Annotated in this window: 16 protein-coding genes; 9 read left to right on the forward strand and 7 right to left on the reverse strand. The window is 64.6% G+C overall.

The window, feature by feature from the left end:
• Window positions 1–254 precede the first annotated feature (254 nt).
• Window positions 255–1,067 (forward strand): alpha/beta hydrolase, encoded by an 813-nt coding sequence (locus FJ974_RS06945; RefSeq protein ID WP_140533842.1) that lies wholly within the window; start codon window positions 255–257, stop codon window positions 1,065–1,067.
• Between the two features lie 3 nt (window positions 1,068–1,070).
• On the opposite strand, the gene FJ974_RS06950 is transcribed toward FJ974_RS06945, so the two are convergent.
• Window positions 1,071–1,373, reverse strand: coding sequence for a BolA family protein (locus tag FJ974_RS06950; protein ID WP_140533841.1), 303 nt, complete (start codon window positions 1,371–1,373; stop codon window positions 1,071–1,073).
• Between the two features lie 155 nt (window positions 1,374–1,528).
• Between FJ974_RS06950 and FJ974_RS06955 the strand changes: the two genes are divergently transcribed.
• The 3 genes from FJ974_RS06955 to cobT all read left to right on the forward strand — a co-directional run bounded on the left by FJ974_RS06955 (window position 1,529) and on the right by cobT (window position 5,171).
• The gene (locus tag FJ974_RS06955; RefSeq protein ID WP_140533840.1) at window positions 1,529–2,152 is read left to right on the forward strand and encodes a J domain-containing protein; all 624 of its coding nucleotides are present in this window, start codon (window positions 1,529–1,531) and stop codon (window positions 2,150–2,152) included.
• Window positions 2,153–2,274: 122 nt separating this feature from the next.
• Window positions 2,275–3,261 (forward strand): cobaltochelatase subunit CobS, encoded by a 987-nt coding sequence (gene cobS / locus FJ974_RS06960; RefSeq protein ID WP_140533839.1) that lies wholly within the window; start codon window positions 2,275–2,277, stop codon window positions 3,259–3,261.
• An 11-nt stretch (window positions 3,262–3,272) separates the two neighbouring features.
• Window positions 3,273–5,171: a cobaltochelatase subunit CobT gene (cobT, locus tag FJ974_RS06965; protein WP_140533838.1), complete on the forward strand. Its 1,899-nt coding sequence runs from the start codon at window positions 3,273–3,275 to the stop codon at window positions 5,169–5,171.
• Between the two features lie 49 nt (window positions 5,172–5,220).
• On the opposite strand, the gene FJ974_RS06970 is transcribed toward cobT, so the two are convergent.
• The 4 genes from FJ974_RS06970 to rpmB form a co-directional block, all read right to left on the reverse strand.
• Window positions 5,221–6,999 carry a GtrA family protein gene (locus FJ974_RS06970; RefSeq protein WP_140533837.1) on the reverse strand — a complete coding sequence of 593 codons (1,779 nt, stop codon included), beginning with the start codon at window positions 6,997–6,999 and terminating at the stop codon, window positions 5,221–5,223.
• A gap of 90 nt (window positions 7,000–7,089) precedes the next feature.
• Complete coding sequence (locus FJ974_RS06975; RefSeq protein ID WP_140533836.1) at window positions 7,090–7,776, reverse strand: hypothetical protein; 687 nt, start codon at window positions 7,774–7,776, stop codon at window positions 7,090–7,092.
• 3 nt (window positions 7,777–7,779) lie between these two features.
• Window positions 7,780–8,460, reverse strand: coding sequence for a queuosine precursor transporter (locus tag FJ974_RS06980; protein WP_140533835.1), 681 nt, complete (start codon window positions 8,458–8,460; stop codon window positions 7,780–7,782).
• Window positions 8,461–8,597: 137 nt separating this feature from the next.
• Window positions 8,598–8,894 carry a 50S ribosomal protein L28 gene (gene rpmB / locus FJ974_RS06985; RefSeq protein ID WP_095804527.1) on the reverse strand — a complete coding sequence of 99 codons (297 nt, stop codon included), beginning with the start codon at window positions 8,892–8,894 and terminating at the stop codon, window positions 8,598–8,600.
• 260 nt (window positions 8,895–9,154) lie between these two features.
• On the opposite strand from rpmB, the gene FJ974_RS06990 reads away from it, so the two are divergent.
• The 3 genes from FJ974_RS06990 to FJ974_RS07000 are packed head-to-tail and all read left to right on the forward strand — an operon-like array spanning window position 9,155 to window position 11,530.
• A complete protein-coding gene (locus tag FJ974_RS06990; RefSeq protein ID WP_140533858.1) occupies window positions 9,155–9,946 on the forward strand; it encodes a DUF3108 domain-containing protein in 792 nt (263 codons plus the stop codon).
• 28 nt (window positions 9,947–9,974) lie between these two features.
• Window positions 9,975–10,862, forward strand: coding sequence for a DMT family transporter (locus tag FJ974_RS06995; RefSeq protein ID WP_140533834.1), 888 nt, complete (start codon window positions 9,975–9,977; stop codon window positions 10,860–10,862).
• A complete protein-coding gene (locus tag FJ974_RS07000; RefSeq protein WP_140533833.1) occupies window positions 10,859–11,530 on the forward strand; it encodes a lysoplasmalogenase family protein in 672 nt (223 codons plus the stop codon). Before FJ974_RS06995 ends, FJ974_RS07000 begins: the two co-directional genes overlap by 4 nt.
• A 98-nt stretch (window positions 11,531–11,628) precedes the next feature.
• On the opposite strand, the gene FJ974_RS07005 is transcribed toward FJ974_RS07000, so the two are convergent.
• Window positions 11,629–12,057 carry a cupin domain-containing protein gene (locus FJ974_RS07005; RefSeq protein ID WP_140533832.1) on the reverse strand — a complete coding sequence of 143 codons (429 nt, stop codon included), beginning with the start codon at window positions 12,055–12,057 and terminating at the stop codon, window positions 11,629–11,631.
• 10 nt (window positions 12,058–12,067) lie between these two features.
• On the reverse strand, window positions 12,068–12,835 hold the full coding sequence (gene gloB / locus FJ974_RS07010; protein ID WP_140533831.1) for a hydroxyacylglutathione hydrolase: 768 nt from the start codon (window positions 12,833–12,835) through the stop codon (window positions 12,068–12,070).
• 133 nt (window positions 12,836–12,968) lie between these two features.
• Between gloB and FJ974_RS07015 the strand changes: the two genes are divergently transcribed.
• Together FJ974_RS07015 and FJ974_RS07020 are read left to right on the forward strand one after the other, a co-directional pair.
• Window positions 12,969–13,751, forward strand: a complete 783-nt coding sequence (locus FJ974_RS07015; protein WP_140533830.1) for a class I SAM-dependent methyltransferase — start codon at window positions 12,969–12,971, stop codon at window positions 13,749–13,751.
• 109 nt (window positions 13,752–13,860) lie between these two features.
• Complete coding sequence (locus tag FJ974_RS07020; protein ID WP_140533829.1) at window positions 13,861–15,693, forward strand: ABC transporter ATP-binding protein/permease; 1,833 nt, start codon at window positions 13,861–13,863, stop codon at window positions 15,691–15,693.
• Window positions 15,694–15,720: the final 27 nt, after the last annotated feature.

A 15,720-nucleotide genomic window follows, 5' to 3' on the forward strand; every position in this document is an offset into this window, starting at 1 on the left:
GTTCCTTCACACAAAGGAGAATGCGCAATCTGGCATTGAACTTCCGGAGAGCATCCGGCTCAACCGGACGCTTGTCCATAGCAGCGGACGCTTGTCCACCGAGTTTAACGTGGTGATCGCCACGTGACCTTCAAGGGCTACTTTGGAATAGATTTGCCGCATCGGCCGGGTTCCGACCAAGGCTACTGCCGGTCCTTGACTGGACGCCCGCGCCACTCATGTGCACTTTGTCGCATGGCGGTCCGGAGATGACGATGATCGATCGGCGAAGCCTCATCCTGGCGTCCCTGGCGGCAATGCTGCCGGCGGAGACTTTCGCTGCCTGGCAGTTGCGCCCGCCGGAACCGCAGACCGTCGATTATGGACCCGCCAAGCTCGATATCTACGCGCCCGACAGTGCCAGAGGCCGACCGATCGTCTTCTTCATCCATGGCGGCGCCTGGCGGCTCGGCAACCGCGGCAACGTCAACGCCAAGCCGGGTTTCCTGCTCGACAACGGCTTCCTGTTCGTCTCGATCGACTACCGCATGGTGCCGCAGGCCGATGTCGCCACCCAGGCAAGCGATGTCGAGAAGGCTTATGCCTATGTGCGGTCCAACATTGCCAAATATGGCGGCGATCCAGACCGCATCGCGGTCATGGGTCATTCCGCGGGCTGCCATCTGGCGGCGCTGACCGGGCTTCGCGGCGGCTTGCCCGCCGTCGCCGCGCTGGTGCTCGACGATACCGAGGCCTATGACATCGCCGCCCTGGCGCAAGCGCAGGGCGGCAGGCTGCGGCCGATCTATGCCAAGGCTTTTCCGGACCGGGCCCGGTGGCGCGCGCTTTCGCCTGCAACCTACATCGAAAGCGGCAAGCATCCGCCGGTCTTCGTCGCCTATTCCGGCGCGCCGATCCGCTCGGTTGCCGCGCATGCGTTCGCGGACCGGCTACGCGCGGCGGGCACCAGGGTGACCCTGTTCGACGGCAGCGCCTATACGCACATGTCGATCAATCGCGATTTCGGCGAGGAAGGCGACGCTTTGACCGCTGCTGTGATGGCGTTCCTGAAGTCGACGGTCGCCTGATCTCTACCAGCGCGTCTTTTCGCCGGGAGCCGCCGGCTCGATCGCCAGCGCATGCACGCCGGCCTTCAACTCGTCGGCAAGCAATTCGTTGACGGCGCGGTGACGCTCGATGCGGCCCATGCCGGCAAAACTGGGCGAGACGATGCGGACGCGAAAATGCGTCTCGCCGGCGCCGTCGAAGGCGCCGTGGTGGTCGGAGCCGTGGTGGTGATGGCCGGCGTGAAGATGGCTTTCGTTGATGACGACCAGCCGCTCCGGCGAAAATGCCGCTTTCAGCTTGTCTTCCATCGTCGACTGTATGGACATCGGAGCTTCCCTTCACCACATGACGGCATAGCCGCAAATTGTTGACGGCATAGCCGCAAAATCAGCTTTTTGCCCGCTTTAAGCCGCGATTCAGCGGTTAGGGCGATCATCGGCCAAATGTCAATTCTTGTTTCGCATCAGCGAACAGCCCATAAATGGGTGAGATGAAACCGTATCCCAAATATTTCGAAAAAATTCGCATCCGGCCGGAAAAGGACGCGGAGCTGAAGTCGCGTGCGCCGATCTGCCAGTGGGACGGTTGCAAGGAGGCCGGCACGCATCGCGCGCCGGTGGGGCGCCTGAAGGAGGGCGAGTATTTTCGCTTCTGCTTTGAGCATGTGCGCGAATACAACAAGAGTTTCAATTATTTCTCCGGCGTGTCGGACAGCGAGATCGCCCGCTTCCAGAAGGAGGCGCTGACCGGCCATCGGCCGACCTGGAAGATGGGCATCAATGGCGGCACGACGCGCTCGGCGCCCGACTTCGCGCAGCAGCGTTCGGGGCGCGCCGGCTACTACAACCGCATGCGCGACCCCTTCAACCTGTTCACCAACGGGCCCAGGGAGCCGCGCGAGCGCAAGGCCAAGCCGCTTGAGGCCAAGGCGCTGGAAACGCTTGGCCTTGATACAAAGGCGACTGGCAAGGATATCAAGGCGCGCTATAAGGAACTGGTGAAGCGCCACCATCCGGATGCGAATGGCGGCGACAGAGGTTCGGAAGACCGGTTCCGCGATGTGCTGCAGGCCTATCGTGTGCTCAAGCAGGCCGGATTGTGCTGAGCGACCGTTAGCACGTGTCGTTTTCCAACTTTCATCAGGTTGGAAAAGGCTCTAAGACCGCCCCCGAACAAAATCGATTGCCGGCGAAACGCGGCGTTTCGCCCGTGGAGACGTTGACAGAGATGAACAAGGTCGATCGCGATATCGCCAACCTGCCCGACACGACGGTGTCGGTGAAGGAGAAATTCGGCTTCGATTCCAAGATGATCGTGCCGGCCTATTCGGCGGCGACGGAACATGTGCCGGATGTCGACCCCGACTATCTGTTCGACAAGGGCACGACATTGGCGATCCTCGCCGGCTTCGCCTACAACCGCCGCGTCATGGTCTCGGGCTATCATGGAACCGGCAAATCGACGCATATCGAGCAGGTCGCCGCGCGCCTCAACTGGCCCTGCGTGCGCGTCAACCTCGACAGCCATGTCAGCCGTATCGACCTCGTCGGCAAGGACGCGATCGTGGTCAAGGAAGGGCTGCAGATTACCGAATTCCGCGACGGCATCCTGCCCTGGGCCTACCAGCACAATGTCGCGCTGTGCTTCGACGAGTACGATGCCGGCCGCCCGGACGTGATGTTCGTTATCCAGCGCGTCTTGGAATCATCGGGCCGCCTAACGCTGCTCGACCAGAGCCGGGTCATCCGTCCGCATCCGGCGTTCCGGCTGTTTGCGACAGCCAACACGGTCGGGCTGGGCGACACCACCGGTCTCTATCACGGCACGCAGCAGATCAACCAGGCGCAGATGGACCGCTGGTCGATCGTCACCACGTTGAACTACCTGCCGCATGACAACGAAGTGAACATCGTGCTGGCCAAGGCCAAGCACTACCGCGACAGCAAGGGCAAGGACATCGTCAACAAGATGGTGCGCGTCGCCGATATGACGCGCTCGGCCTTCATCAACGGCGACCTGTCGACGGTGATGAGCCCGCGCACGGTGATCACCTGGGCCGAGAATGCGGAGATCTTCGGCGACATCGGCATGGCGTTCCGGCTGACCTTCCTCAACAAGTGCGACGAACTGGAGCGTTCGCTGGTGGCTGAATTCTACCAGCGCGCCTTCGGTCAGGAACTGCCGGAATCGGCGGCGAATGTCGTGCTGGGCTAAGCAGAGGCTCGATGGCGGGTCCAGGCGACAACACGCGCAACAAGCCGAAGACGGGGTCTGAAGCCGACAGCTTCAAGCGCGCCGTCAGCGTCTGCATGCGCGCCATCGCCGGCGACAAGGATCTCGAAGTCGGCTTCGCCAAGGACCGGCCGGCGCTTGCCGGAAACCGTGCCCGTTTGCCTGAACTGCCGAAGAAGGCCTCTGCGGCCGATATCGCCATCACCCGCGGTATCGGCGATTCCATGGCGCTGAAGCGCGCCTGTCACGATGCGCGCATCCACACCAGACTGGCGCCGGAAGGCAAGCTCGCGCGGGCTGTTTTCGACTCGGTCGAGCAGGCGCGCGTCGAGGCGATCGGCAGCCGCGCCATGCAGGGCGTCGCCGACAATATCGGCTCGATGCTCGAGGACAAATACGCCAGGGCGAACCTCGTCGACGTCAAGGACAAGGCCGACGCGCCGCTCGAGGAGGCGCTCGCGCTGATGGTGCGCGAAAAGCTCACCGGTCGCGCAATCCCGAAGAGCGGCGAGCGGCTGGTCGATCTGTGGCGCCCCTGGGTCGAGGACAAGGCAGGCGCCGATCTCGACGGGCTGTCGGCCAAGCTCGACGACCAGCAGGCTTTCGCCCGCGTCGTGCGCGACATGCTGGTCTCCATGGAAATGGCCGAGGAGCTCGGCGACGACCAGGAAACCGAGGACACAGAGGACAACGACGAGAACGAGCAGCAGGGCGAGGAGCAGAGCGAAGAGGGCGGCGAGGACGATTCCGGCTCCGAGCAGTCGCAGTCCGAGGATGCCGAAGCGTCCGCCGACGAGGAAGATACGGCCGAGACGGAAGCAACCGACGCTACGTCCGACGACCTCTCCGACGAGGACGATTCCGACGCCGAGACGCCGGGCGAGGCGCGCCGCAATGACAATCCGTTCCTCAACCTGCCCAAGGAAATCGATTACAAGGTCTTCACCACCGCCTTCGACGAGACGGTCGGTGCCGATGATTTGTGCGAGGAAGAGGAACTCGACCGGCTGCGCGCCTTCCTCGACAAGCAGCTTGCCAACCTCTCCGGCGTCGTCGGGCGACTGGCGAACCGGCTGCAGCGCCGCCTGATGGCGCAGCAGAACCGCTCCTGGGATTTCGACCTGGAAGAAGGCTATCTCGATCCGGCGCGCCTGGTACGCGTCGTCATCGACCCGATGCAGCCGCTGTCCTTCAAGCAGGAGCGCGACACCAAGTTTCGCGACACGGTGGTGTCGCTGGTGCTCGACAATTCGGGCTCGATGCGCGGCCGGCCGATCACGGTCGCCGCTACCTGCGCCGATATCCTGGCGCGCACGCTGGAGCGCTGCGGCGTTTCGGTGGAGATCCTCGGCTTCACCACCCGCGCCTGGAAGGGCGGGCAGGCGCGCGAGAAATGGCTGAAGGACGGCAAGCCGCCGAATCCCGGCCGCCTCAACGATTTGCGCCATATCATCTACAAGTCCGCCGACCATCCGTGGCGGCGGGCGCGGCGCAATCTCGGCCTGATGATGCGCGAGGGCCTGCTCAAGGAAAACATCGACGGCGAGGCGCTGCTTTGGGCGCACAACCGGCTGATCGGGCGGCCGGAGCAGCGCAAGATCCTGATGATGATCTCCGACGGCGCGCCGGTCGACGATTCGACGCTGTCGGTCAATCCCGGCAACTATCTGGAACGGCATCTGCGCGCGGTGATCGAGCTGATCGAGACGCGCTCGCCGGTGGAGCTTTTGGCCATCGGCATCGGCCATGACGTCACCCGCTACTATCGCCGCGCCGTCACCATTGTCGACGCCGAGGAGCTGGCCGGCGCCATGACCGAGCAGCTCGCTTCGCTGTTTGGCGAGGAAAGCGCGCGCGATACGCGGCGCGGCGGCATGCGGCGCGCCGGATGATAGTGCTGTCGGCCCTACGATCCCTGAAAGCGGCAGCGCCGCGACAAATTCAGCGGACTCTGTAAAGCTCGACCGGCTCGCCGGCGGTCGAGGCGACCGGTTCCAGCCAGTCGGGCACGTCTCCACGCAGCAGCTGCGCTGCAAGGCCCGTCGGACCCTCCTTGGCCAGCGACATCTCTTCCGTGTCGCCGCGGCAGATAGCGACCAGTCCGACATGTTCGCGCGCGATAATGGCGCGGGCAACATCCTCGGCTCCCGTGAAGGCGTCGAGCATGGCGAGATTGCCGCCGACATTGCGATGATAGGGACCGGCCAACGCCCGGTGGCCGGTAAACAACAAGATGGCCGAGCCGAGATTGGAAGACGCAAGCACCGTGGTCGCCGGCGTTGCGGCAAGGTCGACGAAGTCAGCGGCCTTGCCGCAACTCAGCGCATGATCGGCATCTGAGTTGACCTGTCCGGGCGCCTTCTGGACCGCGGACTGCGCGGCGACCGCGACACCGGCCCAGGTCGCGTTGAGCGAGACCAGCCACGCCGCGGCGATGCGGGCGGAGAGGCGCCATGACTGTGCGGCACTCGCCTTGAGACGTGTTCTGGCAATCCAGGCCGAGAGCGGCAGCACCGCGAAGGCGACCGAAAAGGTGGAGCCGCGCACCTGCCAGAGGCTGACGCCGAAGGCGACGATGAGAAGGATTGCGGCGAGTATTTCCTCGCGATGCAGCCGGCGGCTCCGGAGTTGAAAGCCAATCAGAAGCAGCGCGACAAAGGGCGTCACATAGCGCGACGCCATCAGCTTCGGCTGATTGACGGCTACGCTGAGGAAGGGCTGCGCCTCGACCACGTCGTTCAGCCAATATGCGCGAAGACGCTGGTCGATACCCGCATAAGGCGATGCCAGACATTGCGGAAAGAACACGATCGCAACAGCCGCGACCGCGACCGCCAACGCCAGCATCCAGGCAGCCCGCGTCTTCACCGTGGATCGCCCGGACAGGCCGGCGATCGCCGCGAGGCCGAAACCGGAGAGCGCCGCGATAACGAACTGAACCGCCGAGAAGGCGTCGCATTGGACCGTATTCCAGGCCGAGGGGCGTATGGTTGCGACGAGGACCACCAGCGCCACCACGGCAAAGCCGAGGCCGAAGGCACGCGCGGTCAGGCGCTCGTTTTCATCGAGGATGCAGACGACGGCAACGCAAATGCCAAGTGCCGCCACATAAGGAGCGGTCTCCATGCCGACGGCGAGCGTGATCCCCGCGCAGAGGCCCGACAGAAGCGCCGCAGGGCGCCAGAAGGGCGCTTCCATCAAAAGCCAAAGGCTGGTCGTGGTCAGAAGAAGCTGGACATTGTGATGGTCGAGCGTGCCGGGGCTGAAAATGCCGAGGAAAAAAAGCGCCGCGGTCGACAGGACGAGCGACGGCATCGCCACGTTGGCGCCGGCGAAACGCTGCGAGGCACGCATGATGACGAATATGGTCAGGCCGTAGAGGAAGAGCGGCCAGATGATCTGCGCAGCCCTTTCGGCGGTGGCCGTGCTGGCCCCCAGCGCATCGAAGGCCAGGATGATCAGGGCAATGGGCGTGTCGACAAGCCGCGACCAGTGCATGACGAAGCCGCCCGCCAGGCCCATCCTGTATTGATGAAGATCGAACCAGCCCTGGCCGCCGAGCAGGTCGCGGACCTCGACCAGCCGCAGCATGCTGTCATTGTCGGCGCCATAATCCGCCAGCGACGGAAAGCCGGATGTCGCGTTGATCGCCAGCACGACCAGCGTGGCGCAGAACGCCAGCAGGAGATCGTTTTTCCAACTGGTGCCCTGCGTGATCATGCTGGTCGCGATGCCCTGGATGTTTTTCGCGATCCTGGACCATCGGCCGTAACAAACAGTAAAGCCGGCGGAATATCGTGCGGTGACGGCCTATCGCCCTGCGTTGGTGGCAATCCAGATGACATGGCGGGCACCGCGCTTGCCGTGGGCGCGCGTGCTGATCTCCTCGACCACGAAGCCCGCCTGCTTCAGCCGCCGCGTGAATCCGGCATCGGGCCCTTGCGACCAGACCGCGAGCACGCCGCCGGGCTTCAATGCCGCGCGGGCCATGGTCAGGCCGGCCGCGTCGTAGAGCGCGTCGTTGCCTTTGTAGACGATGCCTTCGGGACCATTGTCGACGTCGAGCAGGATGGCGTCCCACACATCCGAGCCGATAATTTGCGAGCGGATAATTTGCCCGACATCGGCCTCACGGATGGTGACGCGGGGATCGTCGAGGCAGCCTTCGAAGATCGCGGCCATCGGGCCGCGCGCCCAGGCAACGACCGCGGGGACCAGTTCGGCGACGGTGACCGCCGCGTCGCCGCCAAGCGCGGCAAGCGCGGCGCGCAGCGTAAAACCCATGCCAAGCCCGCCGATCAGGATTTTTGGCTGCTTGTGGCCGGCGATCCGTTCGCAGGAAAGCCTGGCGAGTGCCTCCTCCGAGCTGCTGAGGCGGCTGTTCATCAGCTCATTGGCGCCCAGCATGATCGAGAATTCGGCGCCGCGCCGCTTCAGGCGCAGTTCCCGGGCGCCGTCGGGCGTCTTTGCCGAGTCAAGCTGGACCCAGGGGATCACGGCCTAGGTTGCCAGCGCCGGCTGGCTCCAGCGCGCGGCGAGCAGCCGGTAGGGGATGAGCGCCACCACTGCGATAATCAGCTTGACCGAGAGGTCGCCGAGCGCCCAGGACACCCAGCGCATCGTCTCGACCGGCAGCACCCCCATCAGCGGCGCCGTCTCCAGTGCGAATGCGTCGTTTGGGCCGGCGAAGGCGAAAGCGGCGGAAAAGGCGACACCGAAGAAAACCATGGTGTCGAAGACCGAGCCGGCCAGCGTGCCGACGATCGGCGCGCGCCACCAGCTCTGCCGGCGCAGCCGGTTGAACACGGTCACGTCGAGCAATTGCGCGATCAGGAAGGCGGCCCCGGAAGCGGCAGCGATGCGCACCAGCCGGTCGGCGGCGGTCTGGAATTCGATCAGGCCGTGGCGGAACAGGAAGGGCGGCACCAGGATCGAGCAGATCACCGCCGTCATGAAGCCGACGAACACCACCTTGCGGGCCACGGCCGGGCCGTAGCGACGGTTGGCAAGGTCGGTGACCAGGAAGGAGAACGGGTAGGTGAAGGCGCCCCAGGTCAAAAGGTCGGCCAGCGACAGGCCGCCGATCTGCCCCTGCATCGGGAACTGCACCAGAATGTTCGATGCCACGACGACGAGCGCCATGGCGGCCACGAAGGGCAGGTATCGCGAAAGGAAGTTCATTTTTTTATCCTGGGTAATGGAACCAGCCGAGCGTCATGCCGGATCGCGCTCGCTTCGTTCGAGCACCGGATCGTTCCGAATACGCTGTGCGGCTTCGGTCCGGCGCTCAGGCGGTCGTCCCCCGCCTGAAAGTCAGGTCAGGCGGCGGGCTGCTCGGCGAGCTTCTTGGCGATCTGCTTCTTCAAGAGGCGCGCGCGCTGCGACAGCTCCTTGGCATCGGCCTTGGCCAGGAACGCATCGAGGCCGCCGCGATGCTCGACCGAACGCAGCGCGTTGGCCGAAATGCGCAGGCGCACATTCTGGTTCAGCACTTCGGAAATCAGCGTCACATTGACCAGGTTCGGCAGGAAGCGGCGCTTGGTCTTGTTGTTGGCATGGCTCACATTGTTGCCGGTCTGGACTGCCTTGGCAGTGAGCTCGCAGGTACGGGACATTTGGTCTAACCTTCAGTTCTAAACCTGCCAAACCATTCTGCCCGCGCCGGGCGGCGCGCGGTCTCGGTCAGGCGGCCTTTGGAAAAGTTGGCGTTCCATAGTTGCATTTCGCCAGCACGTCAAGCTCCGGCGCATGCGCGCGGCCAGGGGACGCGTTCCATATAAAGGCCGGAATTCATCCTATAAGCCCTTCGCGAAGGGATATGCCAGGCTGGAGCATAGCGTTTCCGGCCGAACGGACCAAGGATTTGCTGCCCGCCATGCTTCGCCCCTCACATGCATTCGCTGTCCTGCTTGCCGTTGCTGTGCCGACGACAGGCTTCGCCGCCGCCTCGCCGCAATCGTTCAAGGGCGAATATACGGTGTCGTTCCTCGGCCTTTCGGTGGCCCGGGCGTCGTTTTCGAGCCGTTACGAAGGCGACAGCTATACGATCAACGGCACCGTCTCCGCCGCTGGGCTCGCAAGGATCTTCGACGACACCAAGGGCACGATCTCGTCGAAAGGCACGATCGTCGGCGCGCAGATGCGGCCGCAGGTCTTCCGGGCCGACTATACGTCCGGCAAGAAGGCCTCGGTGGTCGACATCCGTTTCGCCAACGGCGCGGTCACCTCGACCCAGGTCATTCCGACGCCGGGCAAGCGCGATCCCAGGAACTGGGTGCCGATCGGCGACGGCGACCTGAAATCGGTGCTCGATCCGATGGCGGCGACCGTCATCCACGCCGACAGCCTCGACAAGGTCTGCGGCCGAACGGTCAAGTTCTATGACGGCGAAATGCGCGCCGATCTGACGCTGACCTATGCCTCGAAAGGCTCGATCTCGGTGAAGGGCTACAAAGGCGATACGGTGACCTGCAAGATGGGCTTCGAGCCGGTGGCGGGCTATCGCAAGGGCCGCAAGGCGCTGAATTTCCTCAAGGACAAGAGCCGCATGATGGTGACGTTTGCACCGCTCGGCCAATCCGGCATATATGCGCCGATCCGCGCCACAGTCGGGACCCAGATCGGTCCGCTGACGATCAGCGCGGGACGGTTCGAAGCAGCAGATTAGGCGCCGCGGCGCGCCGCCGGGGACGATTATGGGGCGCGCAACACTGATCGGGTTCTCGGCTGTCGCCATGTGGGCGCTGCTGGCGCTGCTCACCGATGCCTCGGGGCAGGTGCCGCCTTTCCTGCTGTCGGCTATCACCTTTGCCATCGGCACTTGCGTCGGGCTTGCAGCGCGGCTGGTCATGCCGGCTGCCGCCAAGGGTCAGAAAATTCCTCGCCAGGTCTGGGTGATCGGCATTGCCGGCCTGTTTGGTTACCACTTCTTCTACTTCACCGCCTTGCGCAACGCGCCGGCCGTCGAGGCGAGCCTGATCGCCTACCTGTGGCCGCTGCTGATCGTGCTCGGCTCGGCGCTGATGCCGGGCGAGAAGCTGGCCTGGAACCATGTCGTCGGCGCGCTGCTCGGTCTTGCCGGCACTTTCCTGATCGTCACCAAGGGCGGCGGGCTCGCCTTCAATGCGCGCTATGCCTTCGGCTATGCGATGGCCGGCGTCTGCGCGCTTTTGTGGTCGTCCTATTCGCTTTTGTCGCGGCGCTTCCCTTCGGTGCCGACCAGCATCGTCACCTGGTTCTGCGCAGCCACATCGGCGCTTTCACTCGTGTGCCATCTGCTGCTGGAAAAGACGGTTCTGCCTGATGGGCCCGGCCAATGGCTTGCCGTGCTCGGGCTCGGGCTGATGCCGGTGGGCGCTGCCTTCTATGCCTGGGACATCGGCGTCAAGCGCGGCAACATCCAGGTGCTGGGGGCGGCTAGCTATGCCGCGCCGCTGCTCTCGACGCTGGTGCTGATCGCGGCGGGCGTCGCCGAGCCGTCGCTGCGCATCCTCGCCGCCTGCGTGCTCATCACCGGCGGCGCCGCGCTCGCGGCGAAGTCGCTGCTGCTGCGCAAGCCGGCTGCCGGCGGGGCCGGCGCATGATGCCGTTTGCGGGCGGCATCGAGGCCAACGCCAATGCGACGCTGCTGTTTTCGGTGGCCGCCGCGGCCATCTACACGCTTGCGCTCGAACTGTCGCCCCGGCTCGCCCGCTCGGCGGCAAAGACGCTCGCGGTCGCCTTGCTGGCGGCGCTTGCCTTCATGCAAGGCGGCCCGGTGCTGCTGGTCGCTGCTTTGGCGCTCAGTGCCGTCGGCGATGCCTTTCTCTCGCGCGACGGCGAAAAAGCCTTCCTCGGCGGGCTGGCGAGCTTCCTTGCCGCGCATATTGTTTACATCGCGCTGTTCGTGAATGCCAGCAGCGGCATCGGACGGCTCACCGCCGAATCGTGGCGCGGCGCGATCGCGTTGGCGATGCTGATGTTCGGCATAATCATGCTGGCTGCTTTGTGGCGCCGCGTCGGCCCTGCCTTGCGCATCCCGATCGCCGTCTATGTCGCGGCAATCCTTGCCATGGGCATTTCCGCGCTCACCACGAGCTATCCCTGGGCTATCGCCGGCGCGGTGCTGTTCATGGCTTCGGACGGGCTGCTGGCGGCGGAACGGTTCCTGCTCGCCGCGATCTCGCAGCACCGCGTCTGGATGCGCTATGCGATCTGGGTGCTCTACTACACAGCTCAGCTGGCAATCACCCTGGGGTTCCTGTTGAGCTAGAGCGTTTCACCGTTTCACGGAAACGGCGAAACACTCTATCTGTTCGTTTTCACGCAATTCCGGACGGAAAACCGTGTCACACTTTTCCTGGAATTGCTCTAAGCAGTTCCCGGCCGCCAGCCGGGCTCGGCCAGCTCAAAGGCGGCGAAATCGAAGCCCGGGGCCACCGTGCAGCCGACCAGCGTCCATTCGCCCAGGCTGCGCGCCGATTGCCACCAGCCGGCCGGCACGACGATCTGCGGCCGTTCGCCCGCGCTGAGAGCCGTGCCCAACACCTGTTCGATGACGTTGCTGCCTGGCTCGTGCATGGCGAGCGCCAGCGGCGCGCCGGCATAGAAATGCCAGACCTCTGCAGCGTCCTTGACCCGATGCCAGGCCGAAAGCTGGCCGCGCTCGAGCAGGAAATAGATCGCGGTCGAGTGGCCGCGCGCGCCTGCCTCGCCGTCGCGAAAAGTCTCGGCATACCAGCCGCCCTCGGGATGCGGCTTGAGATCGAGCGTTGCGATGATTTCGGCGGCGCTTGTCATTCAGAGGCGCTTAAAAAAGGTCCTTGCGCTTGCGGATTTCGGCAAAGACTTCGGCGTCGGAAGCGCTCTCCATGCCGAGATGCTTGCGGATTGCCGGGTCGTGCCAGCGCAGGAACGGGTTGGTCGACAATTCCTCGCCGATCGTCGTCGGCAGCGTCGGCTTGTTGTCGGCGCGCAGCGCCTCGATCCTGGCGGCGCGCTCCTTCAGAACCGGATTGCCGGGGTCGACGGTCAGCGCGAAGCGGGCGTTGGCAAGCGTGTATTCATGGCCGCAATAGACCATAGTGTCAGCCGGCAGCGCAGCGAGCTTCTTCAGCGATTCATACATCACCGGCGGCTTGCATTCGAGCAGCCGGCCGCAGCCCAGCGCAAACAGCGTGTCGGCGGTGAAGGCCACTTTCGACGCCGGCAGGTGATAGGAGACATGGCCGGCGGTGTGGCCGGGCGTTTCGATGACATCGATCGTTTCAGCGCCGAGACGCACGACCGATCCTTGCTTGACCGTCTCGTCGATGCCGGGGATCTTGGCCTTCTCGGCTTCCGGCCCGACGATGCGCAGCTTGAAGCGCTCTTTCAGCGCCAGATTTGCCTCGACATGGTCGAGATGGTGATGCGTGGTCAGGATCATGGTCGGCGTCCAGCCGGTGCGCTCGATCGCGGCCAGGATCGGCGCCTCCTCCGGCGCGTCGATGATCATCGTCTGCCCGCTTTTGGGGTCATGCACCAGCACGCCGAAATTGTCCGTGCGGCACATGAACTGCTCAACTTCCACCGGCATCGCATCTCTCCTCTTGTCGTCCGCAGACATAGGGCGGCCGGCCGCCGATGTCATCCGCCTTTGTTGAACTTGACCGTTTGTTGAACTTGGCCCTTTGTTGAACTTGGAAGGCATCGCGGCTACCGTCCCGCGCATGCATTCCGATATTGTCGACCTGCGCTCCTTCTACTCGACCATGCTCGGACGCCTGGCCGAGCGTTCGATCACCATGGCGCTGTCGTCGATATGGGCGACGGTGCCGAACGAGCGGCTGGTCGGCCTCGGCTATACGCTGCCCTGGCTGGAGCGGTTCGGCACTGATGCCGAGCGCGTCTTCGCCTTCATGCCGGCGACGCAAGGCGCGGTGGTGTGGCCGGCGAACGGACCGACGGCGACCGCGCTGGTCTTCGACGAAGAGCTGCCACTGGTCGATTCTTGCATCGACCGCATGCTGCTCGTCCACTCGCTCGAACATGCCGAGAATCCGCGCGAGACGCTGAACGAGATCTGGCGCGTGCTGTCGCCGGCCGGCCGCGTCGTCATTGTCGTGCCCAACCGGCGCGGCGTCTGGGCGCGTTTCGAGCACACTCCCTTCGGCAACGGCCGGCCGTTCTCGCGCGGCCAGCTGACGGAGTTGCTGCGCGAGGCCAACTTCACCCCGGCGGCATGGTCCGACGCGCTGTTCTTCCCGCCGTCGCCCCGGCGCTCCATGATGCAGTTCCACAACGTGCTGGAGCGTGCCGGCCGGCGGTTCTGGCCGATCTTTTCCGGCGTCATCGTCGTCGAGGCGCAGAAGCGGCTCTACCAGGGCGTGCCCGTCGCGCAGCGCGCCTCGCGCCGCGTCTTCGTGCCGGTGTTCTCGCCGCAGGGCGCGACACGACTCGGCCGGCAGGCTGCCGAAAAATTGCCTCAAGCCGGCCCAGTGACGCGTTCGTGATCGGCGCCGCGTCTTGCGTCACGCGGCGATCGTCACCCTATCTCAAGCCAAGGTTCGCGGCGCGGCATCGGTGTTGACGTGACCGTCCCGAAAGCATGGATCATCGCAGATGAACGACCAAGTGGATCATAACCCCGCCGCCGCCCAACAGGCCGCCTTCTCGGTCGAGGCCAGCAGCCTCGGCGACCAGCTGGCAACGATCAGGCTGGGGCTGACGAAATCGCCCGTGCGCAAGTGGCTGCTGTGGACATCGCTCGGCATGGTGGCCGTCATCGCCGCGACCTCCATCGGCCAGGTTCTACTCAACCGCTGGAACCAGCCCTTTTATGATGCGCTGGCGCGCCGCGACATGGCGGCGTTCCTGCACCAGCTCATGGTCTTTGCCTTCATCGCCGGCGGAATACTGGTGCTCAATATCGGTCAGACCTGGCTCAACCAGATGATCCGGCTGAAGCTGCGCGAGGCGCTGACGCTCGACCTGATCGATCAATGGATGCGCCCGGCGCGCGCCTTTCGGCTGGCCAATGCCGGCGCCATCGGCGTCAATCCCGATCAGCGCATGCAGCAGGATGCCGCACATCTCTGCGATCTGTCGACGGACCTCGGCGTCGGCCTCTTACAATCCTTCATCCTTCTGGTGTCCTTTGTCGGCGTGCTCTGGCAGCTCTCTTCCGGCTTCGTCTTCCACGTCGGCGGCTATTCCCTGGCGATACCGGGCTACATGGTGTGGGCGGCGCTTCTCTATGCCGGCGCGGCGTCCTGGCTGAGCTGGCTGGTCGGGCGCCCGCTCATCAACCTCAACAGCGATCGCTACACGCGCGAAGCGGAGCTGCGCTCCTCGATGGTGCGCGTCAACGAGAATGTCGATGCCATTGCGCTGTACCATGGCGAAGCCGATGCCAGGCGACGGCTCGAACTCGACCTCGGCACGGTGCTGGGCGCCATGCGGCGTATCTATACCGCCCAGATCAACCTGTCCTGGGTCACCGATACCTATGGCTGGATCACCGTGGTGGCGCCGATCCTTGTCGCGGCGCCGGTCTATTTCGCCGGCGACATCAGCTTCGGCGGGCTGATGATGGCCGTCGGCGCCTTCAACCAGGTGAATTCCTCGCTGCGCTGGTTCATCAACAACATCGGCAGCATCGCCGACTGGCGCGCCACATTGATGCGCGTTGCCGACTTTCGCATCGCGCTCGATGAAACCGATGTGCTGCACAACAGGGAAAAGCGCATCGAGTTCGGCGACAATGACGATGGCAGCCTGACGTTCGAGAAACTCGAAGTGGCCTCGCCGGACGGATGCACCAAACTTGCCGACAGCCACGTCGAGATCCATCCCGGCGAACGCATCATGATCACCGGCGAACCGGGCGCCGGCAAGACATTGTTCTTCCGCGCCATTGCCGGCCTGTGGCCATGGGGGAGCGGGAGGATCGGCCTGCCGGCGGGAGAAACTCCCATCTTCGTGCCGCGCGTCCCCTATTTCCCGGCCGGCACGCTGCGCGAGGTCCTCGACCATCCGGACGGACCAGCGCCGGCGAGCGACGCCGATATTTCGGCGGTGCTTGCCGAGGTTGGCCTTGGGCGCCTGTCATCCTCGCTCGACCGCAGCGCGCGCTGGGAGCGTGAGCTGGCGGACGACGAACAACGCTTGCTCGCCTTCGCCAGGCTCGCCGTGCGGAAGCCGAAATGGGTGATCATCGATGAGGCCCTGGATGCGTTCGACGGCCCGTCGCTAAGGCGGGTGCTGGCGATGCTGGAGAAGCATCTGCCAGGGACCGCGATCCTCAATATCGGGCGCGGCCAGCATAACATTCATTTTTTTCCACGCGGATTGACCATTGTCAAAGATACCGGCGCGCCGGCGCTTAAGCCGGTCCGTGTCAGGGCCGGCGCAATCGAACCGCCGCCGGTGGCGGCTCGCGTCAGGAGGGGGTAGCTTTATTTCGCCGCGATCGCCGGGAAA

It is taken from the genome of Mesorhizobium sp. B1-1-8, assembly GCF_006442795.2.
Classification (GTDB): Bacteria; Pseudomonadota; Alphaproteobacteria; order Rhizobiales; family Rhizobiaceae; genus Mesorhizobium.

Bases quoted from the DNA above. Each gene is read 5' to 3' on its own strand.
- FJ974_RS06945 (WP_140533842.1), top strand. From the start codon at position 255: ATGATCGATCGGCGAAGCCTCATCCTGGCGTCCCTGGCGGCAATGCTG.
- FJ974_RS06950 (WP_140533841.1), bottom strand. From the start codon at position 1,373: ATGTCCATACAGTCGACGATGGAAGACAAGCTGAAAGCGGCATTTTCG.
- FJ974_RS06955 (WP_140533840.1), top strand. From the start codon at position 1,529: ATGGGTGAGATGAAACCGTATCCCAAATATTTCGAAAAAATTCGCATC.
- cobS (WP_140533839.1), top strand. From the start codon at position 2,275: ATGAACAAGGTCGATCGCGATATCGCCAACCTGCCCGACACGACGGTG.
- cobT (WP_140533838.1), top strand. From the start codon at position 3,273: ATGGCGGGTCCAGGCGACAACACGCGCAACAAGCCGAAGACGGGGTCT.
- FJ974_RS06970 (WP_140533837.1), bottom strand. From the start codon at position 6,999: ATGATCACGCAGGGCACCAGTTGGAAAAACGATCTCCTGCTGGCGTTC.
- FJ974_RS06980 (WP_140533835.1), bottom strand. From the start codon at position 8,460: ATGAACTTCCTTTCGCGATACCTGCCCTTCGTGGCCGCCATGGCGCTC.
- rpmB (WP_095804527.1), bottom strand. From the start codon at position 8,894: ATGTCCCGTACCTGCGAGCTCACTGCCAAGGCAGTCCAGACCGGCAAC.
- FJ974_RS06990 (WP_140533858.1), top strand. From the start codon at position 9,155: ATGCTTCGCCCCTCACATGCATTCGCTGTCCTGCTTGCCGTTGCTGTG.
- FJ974_RS06995 (WP_140533834.1), top strand. From the start codon at position 9,975: ATGGGGCGCGCAACACTGATCGGGTTCTCGGCTGTCGCCATGTGGGCG.
- FJ974_RS07000 (WP_140533833.1), top strand. From the start codon at position 10,859: ATGATGCCGTTTGCGGGCGGCATCGAGGCCAACGCCAATGCGACGCTG.
- FJ974_RS07005 (WP_140533832.1), bottom strand. From the start codon at position 12,057: ATGACAAGCGCCGCCGAAATCATCGCAACGCTCGATCTCAAGCCGCAT.
- gloB (WP_140533831.1), bottom strand. From the start codon at position 12,835: ATGCCGGTGGAAGTTGAGCAGTTCATGTGCCGCACGGACAATTTCGGC.
- FJ974_RS07015 (WP_140533830.1), top strand. From the start codon at position 12,969: ATGCATTCCGATATTGTCGACCTGCGCTCCTTCTACTCGACCATGCTC.
- FJ974_RS07020 (WP_140533829.1), top strand. From the start codon at position 13,861: ATGAACGACCAAGTGGATCATAACCCCGCCGCCGCCCAACAGGCCGCC.